Source organism: Mycobacterium kyogaense, from assembly GCF_003254575.1.
In the GTDB taxonomy this organism is placed as follows: Bacteria; Actinomycetota; Actinomycetes; order Mycobacteriales; family Mycobacteriaceae; genus Mycobacterium; species Mycobacterium kyogaense.
Window position 1 is genome coordinate 1 of sequence record NZ_QJUA01000024.1, and the last position, 15906, is coordinate 15906.

Annotated in this window: 16 protein-coding genes; 6 read left to right on the plus strand and 10 right to left on the minus strand. The window is 68.6% G+C overall.

Annotation, left to right across the window (positions count from 1 at the left end):
• Window positions 1-236, plus strand: a 236-nt coding sequence (locus tag DMB80_RS28390; protein ID WP_205538731.1) for a hypothetical protein, incomplete at its 5' end; no start/stop codon positions are given.
• 252 nt (window positions 237-488) lie between these two features.
• Here DMB80_RS28390 and tyrS read toward each other — a convergent pair.
• Both tyrS and DMB80_RS16605 read right to left on the minus strand, forming a co-directional pair.
• Window positions 489-1772: a tyrosine--tRNA ligase gene (gene tyrS, locus DMB80_RS16600; RefSeq protein ID WP_111510875.1), complete on the minus strand. Its 1284-nt coding sequence runs from the start codon at window positions 1770-1772 to the stop codon at window positions 489-491.
• A 17-nt stretch (window positions 1773-1789) separates the two neighbouring features.
• Complete coding sequence (locus DMB80_RS16605; protein WP_111510876.1) at window positions 1790-2443, minus strand: DNA-3-methyladenine glycosylase; 654 nt, start codon at window positions 2441-2443, stop codon at window positions 1790-1792.
• 60 nt (window positions 2444-2503) lie between these two features.
• Between DMB80_RS16605 and DMB80_RS16610 the strand changes: the two genes are divergently transcribed.
• The 3 genes from DMB80_RS16610 to DMB80_RS16620 are packed head-to-tail and all read left to right on the plus strand — an operon-like array spanning window position 2504 to window position 4670.
• A complete protein-coding gene (locus tag DMB80_RS16610) occupies window positions 2504-3268 on the plus strand; it encodes an ABC transporter ATP-binding protein (RefSeq protein WP_111510877.1) in 765 nt (254 codons plus the stop codon).
• Entirely contained in the window at window positions 3202-4041 is an 840-nt protein-coding gene (locus tag DMB80_RS16615; protein WP_111510878.1) for an ABC transporter permease, read from the plus strand. Before DMB80_RS16610 ends, DMB80_RS16615 begins: the two co-directional genes overlap by 67 nt.
• Window positions 4042-4046: 5 nt before the next feature.
• Complete coding sequence (locus DMB80_RS16620; RefSeq protein ID WP_111510879.1) at window positions 4047-4670, plus strand: TetR/AcrR family transcriptional regulator; 624 nt, start codon at window positions 4047-4049, stop codon at window positions 4668-4670.
• A 3-nt stretch (window positions 4671-4673) separates the two neighbouring features.
• Here the strand turns inward: DMB80_RS16620 and DMB80_RS16625 are convergent, their stop codons facing one another.
• Genes DMB80_RS16625 through DMB80_RS16635 form a run of 3 tightly spaced genes read right to left on the minus strand, consistent with a single transcriptional unit; the run spans window position 4674 to window position 8427 of the window.
• Entirely contained in the window at window positions 4674-4880 is a 207-nt protein-coding gene (locus DMB80_RS16625) for a Trm112 family protein (protein ID WP_046365253.1), read from the minus strand.
• Window positions 4877-5404, minus strand: a complete 528-nt coding sequence (locus DMB80_RS16630) for a hypothetical protein (protein ID WP_111510880.1) — start codon at window positions 5402-5404, stop codon at window positions 4877-4879. The genes DMB80_RS16625 and DMB80_RS16630 overlap by 4 nt, the downstream gene beginning before the upstream one ends.
• Before the next feature lie 53 nt (window positions 5405-5457).
• Entirely contained in the window at window positions 5458-8427 is a 2970-nt protein-coding gene (locus DMB80_RS16635) for an acyl-CoA synthetase (RefSeq protein WP_420812193.1), read from the minus strand.
• 89 nt (window positions 8428-8516) lie between these two features.
• Here DMB80_RS16635 and DMB80_RS16640 point away from each other — a divergent pair, with 89 nt between their 5' ends.
• Window positions 8517-10280: an ABC-F family ATP-binding cassette domain-containing protein gene (locus tag DMB80_RS16640; RefSeq protein ID WP_111510882.1), complete on the plus strand. Its 1764-nt coding sequence runs from the start codon at window positions 8517-8519 to the stop codon at window positions 10278-10280.
• On the plus strand, window positions 10277-11575 hold the full coding sequence (locus DMB80_RS16645; RefSeq protein WP_240431234.1) for a hypothetical protein: 1299 nt from the start codon (window positions 10277-10279) through the stop codon (window positions 11573-11575). The genes DMB80_RS16640 and DMB80_RS16645 overlap by 4 nt, the downstream gene beginning before the upstream one ends.
• Here the strand turns inward: DMB80_RS16645 and DMB80_RS16650 are convergent.
• From DMB80_RS16650 to DMB80_RS16670, 5 genes are read right to left on the minus strand one after another with little or no spacing between them, the layout of a single operon-like run.
• Window positions 11553-12053: a hypothetical protein gene (locus DMB80_RS16650; RefSeq protein ID WP_111510883.1), complete on the minus strand. Its 501-nt coding sequence runs from the start codon at window positions 12051-12053 to the stop codon at window positions 11553-11555. The two genes, DMB80_RS16645 and DMB80_RS16650, sit on opposite strands and share 23 nt — an antisense overlap.
• Complete coding sequence (locus tag DMB80_RS16655) at window positions 12050-12604, minus strand: hypothetical protein (protein WP_111510884.1); 555 nt, start codon at window positions 12602-12604, stop codon at window positions 12050-12052. Before DMB80_RS16655 ends, DMB80_RS16650 begins: the two co-directional genes overlap by 4 nt.
• Window positions 12601-13233 (minus strand): DUF4352 domain-containing protein, encoded by a 633-nt coding sequence (locus tag DMB80_RS16660; protein ID WP_111510885.1) that lies wholly within the window; start codon window positions 13231-13233, stop codon window positions 12601-12603. Before DMB80_RS16660 ends, DMB80_RS16655 begins: the two co-directional genes overlap by 4 nt.
• Window positions 13234-13244: 11 nt before the next feature.
• Window positions 13245-14657, minus strand: coding sequence for an argininosuccinate lyase (gene argH / locus DMB80_RS16665; RefSeq protein ID WP_111510886.1), 1413 nt, complete (start codon window positions 14655-14657; stop codon window positions 13245-13247).
• Between the two features lie 25 nt (window positions 14658-14682).
• Complete coding sequence (locus tag DMB80_RS16670) at window positions 14683-15888, minus strand: argininosuccinate synthase (protein WP_111510887.1); 1206 nt, start codon at window positions 15886-15888, stop codon at window positions 14683-14685.
• Window positions 15889-15906: the final 18 nt, after the last annotated feature.

The following is a 15906-nucleotide window of genomic DNA, read 5'->3' on the forward strand; positions in this document are numbered from 1 at the left end:
CCAAACAAAAACTCCCGATACAAGACCGGGCAGAATCCGAATCAGAAAAATCCGATCACAAACACCAGAAACATCTGGCAAAAAAACGTTGCGCCCCCAAACGGGAAAATGCGGACACAACAAAAAACAACAAACAAAAACCACCAAACACACTATTGAGTTCTCAAACAACAGCCCCGACTGACCGCGCAAAGATCCCGCGGCTAAAAGCCGCGATCGCTACTGCGGGCAAATGAGGACCCTCACCTAAGTGAGTGACCTCTCGGGAGTCGGCCGCGCTCTCCGGGTTTTGGCCCGTGTCGCAGCGACTCCGATAAGTTACGTCAGGGATAACGCCGAGTCAAATGGCCTGCTAGGGCGGCTTTTTCGGGCCGATCCCAGCGCGCGCACGGCTGGCGTGCGTTGACTGCTGAAGTGACAACGCATGGGCGTGCGCAGTTGTTCCCGGCCCACCAAAACTCCCTGACCTGGACTTTTCGGCCCAGATGTCAGCCGGCCCTGTGCACGCCGGCGACATTGCGCTTGCCGCGGCGCAACACGAGCCACCGCCCGTGGAGGAAGTCCGACGGCTGTGCCACCCACTCTTCTGTGGCGATCCTCACGTTGTTCACCGACACGCCACCTTCGGCGATCGTCCGCCGAGCCGCCCCCTTACTGGCAGACAAACCGGTCGCGACCAGGAGGTCGACGATCGAATCCTCGCCTGCGGGAGGCACTTCCACGACATCGTTGTTACCGGCCTCCCGCAACGCAGCCGCGAGGGTGCGCTCGTCGAGATCGGTCAGCTCTCCCCTACCGAACAGCGCCTGGCTGGCGAGTTCCACCGCATCGGTGGCCGCCTGGCCATGGATGAGGGTCGTGAGTTCGCGCGCGAGGCGGCGCTGGGCGGCGCGCTCATGCGGACGTTCGGCGGTGGCCTCCTGGAGTTCGGCGATCTCGCCGGCGTCGAGGAAGGTGAACCACCGCAGATACCCGACGACGTCAGCATCGGCGGTGTTGATGAAGTACTGGTACCAGGCGTAGGGGCTGGTCATCTCCGGATCGAGCCACAGGCTGCCGCCGCCGGTCGACTTCCCGAACTTCCTGCCCTCTGAATCCGTCACCAGCGGCGTCGTCAGCGCATGTACTCCGGCGCCCGCCTTCTGACGGACCAGCCGCACGCCGGCGATGATGTTCCCCCACTGATCGGAACCACCGATCTGCAGCGAGCACCCGTACCGCTGATGCAATTCCACGAAGTCGTTGGCCTGCAACAGCATGTAGCTGAACTCGGTGTACGTGATGCCCTCGCCCTCTAGACGTCGGCGCACCGTGTCCCGGTCGAGCATGACGTTCACCGAAAAGTGCTTGCCGACGTCACGAAGGAACTCGATCGCTGACATCTCCTGGGTCCACGACAGGTTGTCCGCGATGATCGCGCCTGTCGGCGAGTCGTCGAAATCGACGAACCGCTCCAGCTGACCGCGGATTCGCACGGCCCAGTCCGCGACCGTGTCCGCGGTCTGCAGCGTGCGTTCGCCGACCTCACGCGGGTCGCCGATCATGCCCGTCGCACCGCCGGCGAGCACGATCGGGCGGTGCCCGGCCTGCTGGAATCGCCGCAACGTCAACAGCGGGATGAGGTGCCCGGCGTGCAAGCTGGGAGCGGTCGGGTCGAACCCGGAGTACACGGTGACCGGGCCGTCGGCCAGGGCTTCTCCGAGTGCGTCACGGTCGGTCGACTGCGCGATCAGCCCACGCCAGTCCAATTCGTCGAGGATGTCACTTCCCACGCACCGATCTTCCCGTACTAGTCGCTGTCGCCGGGAGCCGGTGCCCGCGGACTACGTCGGTAGGGCGACACTTCCGCACGACCTGCCACCCAGAAGCGCCACGGGCGATCGGCAGCCTTGCTGACCCCGGTGCGGGGTCCCTCGGCTGCGCGCAGACGGCGCCCCAACGAAAGACGGACCGGCGCAAGCGGATCGAAGAGGTCGAGGCCGTTGTCCCCCATCTCGATGCCGAGTGCCGAACACAGATTGCCTGGGCCTCTGGCCAGTGCGGACTCTTTGACCAGCTCGCCCCGGCGATCGCGGGCGGCACCCACGCCGTCGTCGATCACTGCCGCTCGCAGCAGTACCGCACCGGCGACACCATCGGTGGCGCACACCACGTTCGCGCACACGTGGATGCCGTGACTGCGATAGGTGTACAGGTGACCCGGCGGGCCGTACATCACGGTGTTGCGCCCCCCGCGCCCGCGGAACGAGTGCGACGCCGAGTCTGGCCACGGCCCGTCGGCCGGTCCCCCGTATGCCTCGACTTCGACGATCGTCGCCGTGACCTCGCGGCCCGTCAGCCGGGCGCCGAGCAAAAGCCGGGCGGCTCGAACGGGATCGACGGCCAGACGATCAGCCCCGGATGCGGGCTCTATCTCGGGGCTGAGCTCGGTGTCGTCCACCATCGGTCGCCATCCTACGGCTGCTCTTGACACCGTTCCGCGACCAGGCGCACTATTCATCACATGATGAGTTCATCGCACGATGAATTAACGTCGCTGCCGCGCGACGCCGCGATCGACATCGAGAATCTGCACGTCCGCCGCGGTGGCAGGACCGCAGTGGACGATGTCACCGTCCGCGTGACGCGCGGCACCATCACCGGTCTGCTGGGGCCGTCCGGATGCGGCAAGAGCACGGTGATGCGCAGCATCGTCGGCACACAGATCGTGTCGAGCGGATCCGTACGGGTGCTCGGCCTGCCCGCCGGCTGCGCGGCACTGCGCCATCGCGTCGGCTACGTCACGCAGCAGCCGACCATCTATCCCGATCTCCGCGTCGTCGACAACGTGCGGTACTTCGCCGCGCTGTTCGGCAGCGATGCGGCGGATATCGACGAGGCCCTCGACGCCGTGGGCCTCGGCACGCATCGCACCGCGCTCGCCGGCAACCTCTCCGGCGGCCAGCGCACCCGAGCGTCACTGGCCTGCGCGCTGGTGGGGCACCCCGAGGTGCTGGTACTCGACGAACCGACCGTGGGCCTCGACCCGGTCCTGCGCGCCGACCTGTGGGACCGGTTCGCCGCTCTCGCGCGGCACGGCACCACGCTGTTGATCTCCAGCCACGTCATGGACGAGGCCGACCACTGTCAGGACCTGCTGCTGATGCGCGAGGGCCGGCTGCTCGCGCACACCACCCCGAACAGACTCCGAGAGGACACCGCATGTCAGTCGCTGGACGAAGCGTTCCTGTCCGTCATCCGGCACGGCACCGCAGCCGCACGGGCCTGACGGCGGCCCGCCGGGACCGGAGGTGGCGCGCCTACCTCGCCACCACTGTGCGCATCCTGCGGCAGCTGGCCGGCGATCATCGCAGCGTCGCGATGATCCTGCTGGTGCCCAGCCTGATCATCGCGCTGATGTACTTCATGTTCGACGCCGTGCCCACCCGGCCGGGCATGCCGTCGCCGTTCGACAACGCGTGCCTGGTCATGCTCGGTGTCTTCCCGCTCATCGTGATGTTCCTGATCACGTCGATCACCATGCAGCGGGAGCGGGTGTCGGGCACGTTGGAGCGCATCCTCACCACACCGCTGGGTCGCTTCGCGCTGCTCGGCGGTTACGGCACCGCGTTCTCGCTCGCCGCGGCGGCGCAGGCCACCCTCGCCTGCCTGGTGTCGTTCTGGCTGCTCGGTCTCGACACCGCGGGCAGTCCGGTCTGGGTCTTCGCGATCGCCATCGTCAATGCGGTGCTCGGGGTCGGGTTGGGCCTACTGTGTAGCGCGTTCGCCCGCACCGAGTTCCAGGCCGTGCAGTTCATGCCGCTGGTCATCGCGCCGCAGCTGCTGCTCTGCGGCATCATCGTGCCGCGCGAGCAGCTGCCCGACTGGCTGCAGTGGGCGAGCAACGCGATGCCGGCCAGCTACGCTCTGGAGGCACTCCGCCAGGTCGGCGCCCACGCCGAGCTGACGTCGCTGGCCGTCCGCGACTTCCTGATCGTCACCGGCTTCGCGGTGTCGGCGCTCGCCCTGGCCGCAGCGACACTGAGGCGAAGGACACCGTAGGCACCGTGACGACCGACCAGGACCGCAAACGTCCGGGGCGGCCTCCGGGCGCCTCAGACACCCGCGATCGCATTCTGGCCGTCGCGCGAGACCTGTTCGCCCGCAACGGGTTCGACAACACCTCGATCCGGTCGATCGCCTCCGGAGCCGGCGTCGACGGCGCATTGGTGCACCACTACTTCGGTACCAAGACCCAACTGTTCGCTGCCGCGATCCACATTCCGATCGACCCCATGTCGGTGATCGGCCCGCTGCGCGAGGTCCCGGTCGAAGAGATCGGCCACGTACTGCCGTCGCTCCTGCTGCCGCTGTGGGATTCGGAGATGGGCAAGGGATTCATCGCCACGCTGCGATCGTTGCTGGCCGGAAGCGACGTCTCCATGGTCCGCAGCTTTCTGCAGGACGTCATCGCCGCGGAAGTGGGCAGCCGGGTCGACAGTCCGCCCGGCACCGGCCGCATCCGCGTGCAATTCGTCGCGTCGCAGCTGGTCGGCGTGGTGATGGCGCGCTACATACTCGAGCTCGAACCGTTCAGATCCCTGCCGGTCGATCAGGTCGCGGAGACCATCGCACCGAATCTGCAGCGCTACCTGACCGGCGACCTGCCCGCGCTCCGCGCGATCGACTGACGGTCAGGCGCCGTCGGCCGCGGCGGCCAGACGTCGATGCTCGTCGTCGTCCACCGTGACGGCCTCGTCGATCAGCAGGACCGGGATGTCGTCGTCGATGCGGTACTTACGATGCAGCCGAGGGTTGTAGAGACACCCATCGACGTAGAGAAGAGGACCCCGGTCTTCGGGGCACACGAGCAACTCGAGCAGTGCGGGATCGAGCGTCATCCCGTCCGACCGGGCATCGGGAAGATCGTGTCGTTGGGATCCTGGATCATCGGATTGCCCGGGCCCCAGCTCGGCCCCATCGGCGCCTGCACGATGCCCGGAGTCGCCGGCGGCGGCACCGCGGGCTGCTGGACCTGATTGGATGCCTGCATTTTGATCTTGCGCTGCGTCATCAGCGTCGCCTGCAGAGCTTCGACGAGCGGAGCCTGGTTCGGACGCTTGTCGAGTGCATCCGCCAGTGCCGCGGTGTTGGCGCGCGAGGGCTTGAAGCCCTGCATGCGCAGCGTCATCACCTGATCGATCAGCTTCGAGACCTGACCGCCACCCGACCCGGTGTTGTACTGCTCGTTGATCATCATGAGGATCCGATCGGGTGACACCGGCGGAGGCGCATCGCCTGTCGCCGGCGCTGCGGCCGGATCAGCGGCCGCCACCGGGGCCGACAGCCCCGCGGCAATGCCTCCGACCAGCGCGGCACCGGCCAGCGCTGTTCCGGCGGCGCGGCGCCAGGTGCGTGGTGACATGAATCCTCCTCGAGTCGCCAGCGCGAGCCTAACAGTGAGGCACGCGCCCGGCATCACTGCTGTGTGCCGGCAATCTCGCTGCGAACAGCCGCAGTCAACCGCTTGTACCGATGGGTATCGGCATCCCGGTACCAGGCGTTACGGGACGCTTTCGGAACACCGTCTGCCTGCAGCGGTCCGGCGAGTGGGCGGTACGTGGCGGTCAACGTCATGTCGGCGACGACGTGCACGATGTCAGGCGCCGCGCCGACGGGCAGATCGGAAAGCGCCTCGGAGAGATCAGCTGTCGTGATGCTGCCGCCCGGGCGCAGCGCCAACGCCGTCACCGCCAGCGTGTGGGCGTCGACGGGCACCGCATAGGTGACCGCCATGTCGACCGCGCCGAGGCGGCTGACCGCGTCGTTGACCGTGGCCGCGAAGACCGGTCCGCGCGCGGTGTGGATCACCGCGGCCCGGGTGTCGACGAGCCAGTAGTCGCCGTCCTCGTCACGACGGAACAGGTATTCGGTGGACACCCAGGTGTCCGCCGGCGCGAACACGCCACGCTTGACCGAGGCCAGCGGATCGACTGGACCACGCGGATGAGCGAGCAGGACGCCGACCTCGTTGGTGTCGGCGCGGCGGACGAAACCGCGGTCGTCCTCGAGGATCAAGTTGTCCTCGGGGTCGTAGGCGGCCAGCGCGATCTCCCCGCCACCGGGCAGCGGCCTGCCCTTGCTGCCGACCTTCGCACCGGCGACGTTGGCCAGTACCGCCTGCCCGTCGGTGGTTGCGAAGAACTCGACGACCTTGGCCGGTTCGAAGACCTCCACGACCCGTTTCCACAGCCCACTGGGCATACCGGAACCGATGAACACCCGCACCGGGTGATTGCCCGTCAGCGAGAACTCGGGGTCGTCGATCACCTCCCGCAGCATCGCCCACGTGTAGGACACCACCGTCACGCCGTACTGCCGGATCTCCTGCAGAAAGCGGTCAGGCCGCGGTCCCCGGGACAGTGCGATGCGCGCACCCGCCACCACCGCGCCACCCAGACTCACCAGCAGACCCGACTGATGGTGCAGCGGCGTCAGGCAGTAGACCGTGTCGTTGCGGCCGAGGTTCGCCGCCGACGCGGTGCCGAACGCCGACAACGCCCACCGGTAGTTGGTGATCTGCCGGGCGACGAGCTCACCGCTGATCGTGCTGAATCCGATGAAGGCCAGGTCGCGGGCAAGTCCGGGGTTGGGGCGGTACCAGCCGGGCAGTTCGACGCGCTCCGGGTCGATCTGCTCCATGTCGATGACGCCCGCGTCGTCGGGCAGGTGCAGGTCGCGGGACTCGCCGCCACCGAGGACGAGCACCCGCGTATCGAGGGTGCGGGCGGCGTCCAGGTGGCCCGGGTCGGCGATGATCTCGGTGACCGCGCCCAGCCGAGCCGCCGCGGCGAGGTCGGCATCGGGGGGCATCAGCACCGCGACCGCCCCGAGCCGCGACAGCGCGGCGATCGCGACCAGCGCGCTGGGCCGGGTGTCCATCAGCACGCCGACCCGCGCGCCCTGACGCACCCCGACCCCGATCAGGCCGCGCACGACGTTGTTGATGCGGCGATCCACCGCCTCGTAGGTGTGCACGCGACCGTCGAACAGCAGCGCCTCACCCTGCGGGGCATCCCGGGCCTGCTCACTCATGATGCGGCCCAAAGAGATCCGGGTGTGATCGTTGACCTGGCCCAGTCGCGCGAGGCGGGGCAGGGTGCGTGCGGTCTCGACGGCGAGCGTGCGTGCCGACCGATTCGCCGCGACCAGCGCATCGGCAGCGGACTTCGCCAGCGTGAGTGCCATCTCCGTCGCCGCGGCGGTGCCGTGCGCCAGCCGGGAGGTCAGGGAGACCCCACTTTCCGAGGATTCGGCGGGTGACAGCGCCATCGGCGCCACGCCCTCGGGCTTGGCCCCGGACCCGTCGAGCCACTGCACCCACTGCGCGACCGTCGGCCACGTCTGGTTGGCCGCCTTGGACCCGACGACCAGACCGAAATGTCCGGCGCGGATCAGGAACTCGTACACGTCGGCCTGCGGTGCGGCCCGCTTGATGCCGCGCACCGAGGCGGGCTGACCGATGTCGTCCACCTCGCCGACCACCGCCAGCACCGGGCAGTCGATGTCCGACAGAGTCACCAGATCGCCGTGGACGGAGAAGCCCCCGGTCATCATCCGGTTGTGGGCGACGAACTGTTTGAGCAGTTCGGAGATCGCCGGGCCGGACCACGCGATCCAGCCCTCAGAGGCCAGGAAACGGCGCTGCTGCTCGCGCGGGAGCAGGGCTTCCCTGTCGTGCAGCTGCAGCAGGAACTCCACCCGCGACTGAGCGGTCTTGATCGGGTCGAGCATCTGGAAGCCGGTACGGGCCATCCACCCGGGGATGTCGATGCGGCTGAAGACGTGGTCTGCCATGAAATCGGCGGCTGCCGGGGCGAGGGTGGCCGGCAGGTTCATCGGCAACGCCGCCAGCGTGTCGACCGGTGAGCCGAATGCGATGAGGCTCGCCAGATCTTTCGAGCGGCGGTAGGCCGCGGTCTGGTAGGCGAACATGCCGCCCTGCGAGTAGCCGGCCAGGTGGACATCGCGCCCGGTCACCGATTTGACCGTGTCGACTGCCTCGCTGAGCGCCACGATGTGGTCGGCCAAGGTGCGCTGCATGCCGCCTTCGACCTTGTCCGGCGAACCGAAGTCGATCACCCACGGGTCGACGCCGGCGCGGTGCAGGATGCCGACCGCCCCGTCCTCACGGGTGACGTCCCACATGTCGGCCGACATCATCATCGGGTGGACCATCAGCACGGGCGGGCCCGCGGGTGCGGCGCCGGGCCGGGCGTCGGGCGGGAAGTAGCGGCGCAGCCGGTACATCGGCACGCTCTCCACGATCTGGAACGGCGAAGGCACCGATCCGGTCTCCAGGCCGCCGTAGCGGAGCACCTCGAGACCGTTCTGAGCGGTCGCGACCAACCGACCGAACGGGCCGGTGATCGCCGACAGATCCACCAACGCCTGCTCCCCTATCGCCGACCCCGAACCTCTGATCCCCCCAGTGCAGAGGTCATCATGGCACAGCGGAGGCCTATCATCGGCGCCTGATGGCGAACCTGATCAACCTGGAAAAGGTGACCGTGGGCTACGGCACCCGTACGTTGCTCGATGCGGTCAGTCTCGGTGTCGAAGAGGGCGACGCGATCGGTGTGGTCGGCCGAAACGGCGACGGCAAGACGACGTTGCTCAAGGTCCTCACCGGCACACTGGCACCCGATTCCGGACGGGCCACCCACACGTCAGGGCTCTCTGTCGGCTATCTGCGACAGGCCGACGACTTCGCGCCGGAGGACACGGTGCGCGGAGTGATCGTCGGGGGTCGGCCGGACCACATCTGGGCTGCCGAGGCGAACACTCGTGCCGTCGTCGAACACCTGCTGTCCGGGGTGTCGCTGGACGCCCCGGCAGCGGATCTGTCCGGCGGCGAACGGCGCCGCGTCGCGCTCGCCGAGGTGCTGCTGGCCGCCCACGACGTGCTGGTGCTCGACGAACCCACCAACCACCTCGACGTGGAGGTGATCGGATGGCTGGCCGAGCACCTGTCCGCGCGGCCGGCGCGGGCGCTGGTGGTGGTCAGCCACGATCGCTGGTTCCTCGACGCGGTCGCCACGAGCACCTGGGAGGTGCACGACGGCGTGGTCGACGCCTACGAGGGCGGCTATGCGGCGTTCGTGCTGGCGCGCGCCGAACGCATGCGGATGGCCGCAGGCACCGAGGCGCGGCGCAGGAACCTGATGCGCAAGGAACTGGCGTGGCTGCGGCGCGGGCCGCCGGCGCGGACGTCGAAGCCGAAGTTCCGCATCCAGGCCGCCAACGACCTGATCGCGAACGAGCCGCCGCCGCGTGATTCGCTGGCGTTGCAGCGTTTCGCCACCTCGCGGCTCGGCAAAGACGTGTTCGATCTGCACCGGGTCGGCCTGCAGGTGGGCGACCCGCCCCGCACGCTCCTCGACGGCATCGACTGGTCGATCGGGCCGGGCGCGCGCATCGGGCTGGTCGGGGTGAACGGCACCGGGAAGTCGTCGATCCTCAAGCTCCTCATCGGTGAGATACCCCCGACCTCGGGCACGGTGAAGCGCGGTCAGACGCTGTCGATCGGATACCTGAGCCAAGCCCTCACCGAACTGCATCCCGACGAGCGAGTGCTCGACGCGGTCGAGAGCAACAAGCGTCTGACCGAGGTCGCGGGCGGTCGCGAGGTCAGCACCTCGACGCTGCTGGAGGACTTCGGCTTCACCGGAGACAAGCTGACCACCCGCCTGGGCGAGCTGTCCGGCGGTGAGCGGCGGCGGTTGCAGTTCCTACGGCTGCTGCTCGACGAGCCGAACGTGCTGCTGCTCGACGAGCCGACCAACGATCTCGACATCGAGACACTGACCGTCATCGAGGACTATCTCGACGGCTGGCCCGGCACGCTGATCGTGGTCAGCCATGACCGCTACTTCCTCGAGCGCGTCAGCGACGTGACCTACGCGTTGACCGGCGGCGGACGCTGCGATCTGCTGCCCGGGGGCGTCGAGCAGTACCTGGCCTCACGGTCGGCGGCCGATGCCCCGGCGCCCGCGCGCACCGACCCGGTGCGCGGTGAATCCGCCGCGGCGCGCGATCGCCGCGCGGGCAAGGAGATGTCGAGGATCGAGAACCAGCTCGCCAAGCTCGACGACCGGATCGCCGCTGTGCACGAGGCGATGGCCGACGCCGCCGCCGACCACGTGCGGGCCGGCGAACTCAACGGTGAGCTCGGCGACTTGCTCTCTCGGAAGGACGAATTGGAGCAGGCCTGGCTCGAGCTGGCCGAGGACGCCGGATGAGGACGGGGCTGTCCTATGTCGCGCGCCCTTTCGTGCTGTGCTGGCGGTATTGGCCTCAGCTCGCCGCCTGCTATCTGCTCGGGCTGCTGGGGCGCCGGGCCGCGATCGAGCTGGCTGCGTGGGCCGGGTGGGACAACGACCTGTGGGCCGCGCTGATCATGCCGCTGGCCGGTCTGGCGCGGCTCGGGTCCTACGTGGCGATGTTCTTCGTGCTCCGGCAGGGCATCCCGGCGCTGGCCGCACTGCCGACCCGCACCGCGCGCCGCGTCGATGTCTTCGCCACCGTCATCGTGCCGTTCTTCGCGATCTACCTGGCGTGGAAGATGTTCGCCGAGGACTGGATCGCCTACGAGAACCGCGCGCTGGACTATCGCATCGGCGACGCGATGACGACCCCCGGCACCGCCGATCTGCATCCCGAGTCCCTGCCCGTCGGCACCGTGACGCTGGTGCTGATCGTCGCGGCGCTCGTCCTGCGCTACGTGCTGAGCCGGTTCAAGGACGTGATGCCGCGGTGGATGATCGCGGTCCGGGTGTACGTCGACGCACTCTGGGTCTTCCTCGGCCTCAGCTTCGCCGCCAGCCAGGACGTCACGTTCTTCATCAACCCGACCGGTTGGCTCTCGCAGCGGCGGATCGTGGTGTGGTTCACCGAGACTCGCGCCGAGCTGTTCTCCCACTTCCGGCCTCTCGAGGTCATGTGGGACACAGTCACGTGGACTGTGAGCACCGTGTTCGGCGGCGCGACGATCCCGCTGCTGTGGTTGGCCGTCGCGGCGATCGTCTACGGCGTGTCGATGCCCGCGGACTGGCGCAGCGCCGCACGCCGCGTCGCCGGTCAGCGCGCCGACCTGATCTTCGAGCGCGCCGCGACGCGGCAGAAGCGGGTGCGGGACCGGTGGTCGCAGCTGCCGGAGGTCCGCCGTTCGGAGGCGCGCGACGTGGTGCTGTCCCGGCTCGGCAACTACCGGCCGATCACCGATTCCGCGCGGCTCATCCTGCATGGCGGCGTGCTCGCGTTGGCGCTCTACGTACTCGGCTATCTCGGGCTGGCCTGGCTGGACATGGCGGGCAGCTTCTACCGGCCCGAGGTGCGCGCCGGAAATCTCTTCCGCGGCGCGGCCTGGCTGCTGGGACCCCACCCGCAGGCCTACTGGGATGCCGTGCGCCCCACCCTGGTCTTCCTGTCACACCTGATCATCGAGCCGCTGCGGGTGTGCCTCATCGCGTCGACCGTGGCGTACTGTCTCGAACACGTACGCCCGCAGCAGGTCACAGCACCATCCGCACCGTGATCTGACCGTTGTTCGTCACGTCCAGGGCTGTGGGCACCACGTCGTCGGGCAGCAGGAACGTGAACTGCACGGGCCCGGGCAGGTTGCACAGCGACGTCACCCCCTCGGGCGGGATCGGGGTGTAACCACCGACGCCCTCGGCCGTCCAGCGCGTGGTGCCGTCGGTGATCACGGCGGTGCAGTAACCCTGGTCGGGGGTTCCGGATCTGTCGACGTCGAGCACGGTCAGCACCGTGCCGGCAGGAAGCGGCGGCCCGAACCGCGTCGGGCTGCGATTCAGATGCGTGATCGACGTCAACCGCCAGGTCTGCCCGCCGGCCGAACCGCTCTCGCCCTTTCCGATCACGACGCGGGGCTCGACAGAGTGCCGGTAGGCCGACCAGTCGGCTCGGAAGTCGATGATCACGTACACGGCGAGCGCGCAGACGACCACGACGGCGCCAAGGACGTTGCGCTGCCACAGCTGTGTGGGTCTCATGCGCTCGCCTCCGACGGCGCCAGCCGCAACTCGGCGCTGCGACCGATCGCTTCCGGCGGAATGGCGATCACGAGCCGTGAGTCGAGCAGGTCGCTGCCCACCCAGATGCGCAGCACGAGCGAGTCGAGATCATCGTCGTCGATCAGCGCCGACGCGACGTCGAAGACCCAGCTGCCGCGCTGTTCGATCCCCGGCGCCAGGGAACGCCCGAGGGTTGCGGTCAGGAAGCGGTCGGTGGGAATGTAGGTGTTCGGACCGACGAGCAGGTCGGCGTGCGGCACATCGGTGCTGCCCTGGGCCTCCACCGTCGTCTCGACGACGACCCACCGGCCGGCGGCCGGCACCGAATTGACCAGTGGTGCAACACGAACCGACGTGACGGTGGCGGTGACGCCGCGACCGCGCACGGGCTCACCGGCCTTGCCGTGCACGTCGAAGGGCCCGTAGAGATCGGTCGGCGTGGGAAGGTTGTGCCAGACCAGCGCCGCCGCCGCGACCAACACGAGGACGCATACCGCCGACAGCGTCGACCGTATCCTCGCCCCACTCATCCGGGTTCCTTCACGGTCAGCTCGGTGACACCGTAGTCGGTGAGGCTGTCCAGCCACTCCTTACCGCCGTAGGTCACCATCAGCTGCTTCAACTGTTTCTTCCACACCCGCACGCTGACCGTGTCGCCCGGCTGCAGGGCGTCGCGCGGCACCACCCACAGGTAGGCGAGCTTCTCCGTCAACCCGGGTCCGAGGGTCTGGACCTGCGACCCGTCGCGGATGCGCCACGCGCCGAAGAACTCCTTGCCCGGCACGTCCCGCAGATCGAGCTCGTTGCGCAGGCGTCCCGGCGTTGTGCCGTCGTTGGTCAGCGTGACCGTCACACCGAGGTACCGCTTGCCCGGCTGGGCGGGGCCGATGGTGCGGTTACCGCCGGTGACCTTCGGTAGCAGCGTGGCGCCGTGGACGGTGACGGTGTACTGACCGTCGGAGAAATCCTCGTCGGCGGCGAACGGGACGGCCCCGGTGTTGACGGTGTCGAGACCGCCGAACAGTGCCGCGACTGCGAGGACCACGGCGAGCGCCGCCTTCCACCACTGCCGCACCGGACGTTCCGCCAGCCAGCGCCGCATTCGAGGCCGCAGCCGGGCGCGGCGGCTCGGCACCGCGGGCTGCTCGGCGGAGTCCATGGTGGCAGATGCTAGCGGCGCAGCCGGATTCGCAAGTCGTCGGACGCAGCCCGGACCGCGCTGAGCTGCCGGGCCACCTGGACCGGGGCGGTGCCGCCCCGCGCGTCACGCGAATTGACCGACCCTTCGACGGTCAGGACGTCGCGAACCTCGGGACCGAGCTCGGAATGGATCGCGGCGAGTTCGGCGTCCTCGAGGTCCTCCAGACCGACGCCGCGCGCCTCCGCGGCGCGCACCGCCGCACCGGCCGCCTCGTGTGCCACACGGAATGGAACACCGCGGCGCACAAGCCATTCCGCGATGTCGGTGGCCAGTGTGTATCCCAGCGGGGCGAGCGCGACCATCCGGTCCTCGTCGAAGTCCAGCGTCGCCACCAGGCCCGCCATCGCCGGCAGCAGCAACTCGAGCTGCGCCGCCGAATCGAAGACGGGCTCCTTGTCCTCCTGCAGGTCACGGTTGTAGGCCAGCGGCTGGGCCTTGAGGGTGGCGAGCAACCCGGTCACGTTGCCGATGAGACGACCGGCCTTGCCGCGGGCGAGTTCGGCGATGTCGGGGTTCTTCTTCTGCGGCATGATCGAGCTGCCCGTCGACCACGCGTCGTGCAACCGCACGTACCCGAACTCGGTGGTGCTCCACAGGATGATGTCCTCGGCCAACCGGGACAGGTCGACCGCGATGAGGCCGAAGACGAATGCCGCCTCGGCGGCGAAATCGCGCGCCGCCGTAGCATCGACGGAATTGTCGGCGGCGGCGGAGAAACCGAGCTCCTCGGCGATCGCATCCGGATCCAGCCCCAGGGACGACCCGGCCAGCGCACCCGATCCGTACGGTGACACCGATGCTCGTTTGTCGGCGTCGAGGAGCCGGTCGACGTCGCGTAGCAGCGGGTGAGCGTGCGCCAACAGATGGTGGGCCAGCAGGATCGGCTGCGCGGACTGCAGATGCGTCTTACCCGGCATGATCGCGGTGGGATGCGCGGCCGCCTGGGTGGACAGCGCGGCGACGACGTCGAACACGCCGTCGGCGACCCGGCGGATCGCGTCGCGCAGCCACAGCCTGAACAGCGTGGCCACCTGGTCGTTGCGCGATCGGCCGGCACGCAAGCGTCCGCCCAGATCGGCACCCACGCGGTCGATCAGGCCCCGCTCCAGCGCACCGTGCACGTCCTCGTCCGTCGCGAGCGGGCCGAAGCTGCCGTCGGCGACGTCGGCGCCCAGGCTGTCCAGCCCGGCGAGCAGCCCGTCGCGCTGCTCATCGGTCAGCAGCCCGGCGCGGTGCAACACCCGCGCGTGCGCCTTCGACGCGACGACGTCGTAGGGCGCCAGCACCCAGTCGAAATGGGTCGACTTGCTCAGTGCGGCAAGCGCATCCGAGGGACCGTCGGCGAACCGGCCACCCCAGAGCGACCCCTCGTTCGTGCTCACGGCTGTTGCTCTTCGCGCAAGCGGCTCATCGATCCCCCGCCAGGTCCCGCCGCGCCGAAAGGCTCGACGACAGCCCGTGCACGTGCACGAAGCCCTTGGCCGAGGACTGGTCGAAGGTGTCGCCCTCGTCGTAGGTGGCGAGGTTGAAGTCGTACAGCGATTCGGCGCTGCGCCGGCCGTTGACCGCGATGTGACCGCCGTGCAGCACGAGCCGGATCTCACCGGTGACGTGCTGCTGGGTGTGCGCGACGAACGCCTCGAGCGAGGACTTCAACGGCGAGTACCAGAGGCCGTCGTAGACCAGCTCGCCCCACTTGCGGTCGGTGCCGCGCTTGAACCGGCCCAATTCGCGTTCCAGCGTGACGTGTTCGAGTTCGGTGTGCGCGGTGATGAGCACCATCGCGCCGGGCGCCTCGTAGATCTCGCGGCTCTTGATGCCGACGAGCCGGTCCTCGACGACGTCGAGGCGGCCCACGCCCTGCGCCCCGGCGCGGGCGTTGAGTGCTTCGATCGCCTGCAGCACCGTCACCGGCTGGCCGTCGATGCTGACCGGCACGCCCTTCTCGAATCCGACGATCACTTCGTCGGGACTGCTCCAGTTGACCGTCGGGTCCTCGGTGTAGTCGTAGACGTCCTTGGTCGGCGCATTCCAGAGCTGTTCCAGGAAGCCGGTTTCCACCGCGCGGCCCCAGACGTTCTGATCGATCGAGAACGGCGAGCGCTTGGTCACGTTGATCGGGATGTCGTTCTGCTCGGCGAAGGCGATCGCCTTCTCACGGGTCCACGCGTAGTCGCGCACCGGGGCCAGCACCTGCAGGTCGGGCGCCAGCGAGGCGAAGCCGACCTCGAAGCGGACCTGATCGTTGCCCTTGCCGGTGCAGCCGTGGGCGACGGTGCCGCCGCCGTGCTCGCGGGCCGCCTCGACGAGGTGCTTGACGATCAGCGGCCTACTCAGGGCCGACACCAGCGGGTAGCGATCCATGTAGAGCGCGTTGGACTGGATCGCCGGCAGGCAGTACTGCTCGGCGAACTCGTCGCGGGCGTCGACCACGACGGCCTCGACGGCACCGCAGTCCAGGGCGCGCTGGCGCACGACGTCCATGTCCTCGCCGCCCTGCCCGAGGTCGATGGCCACCGCGACCACTTCGCGGCCGGTCTCCTTGCCGATCCAGCTGATGGCCACCGAGGTGTCCAGACCGCCGGAATACGCCAGGATGACGCGCTCGGACATATCTCTTTCTCCCTTGTT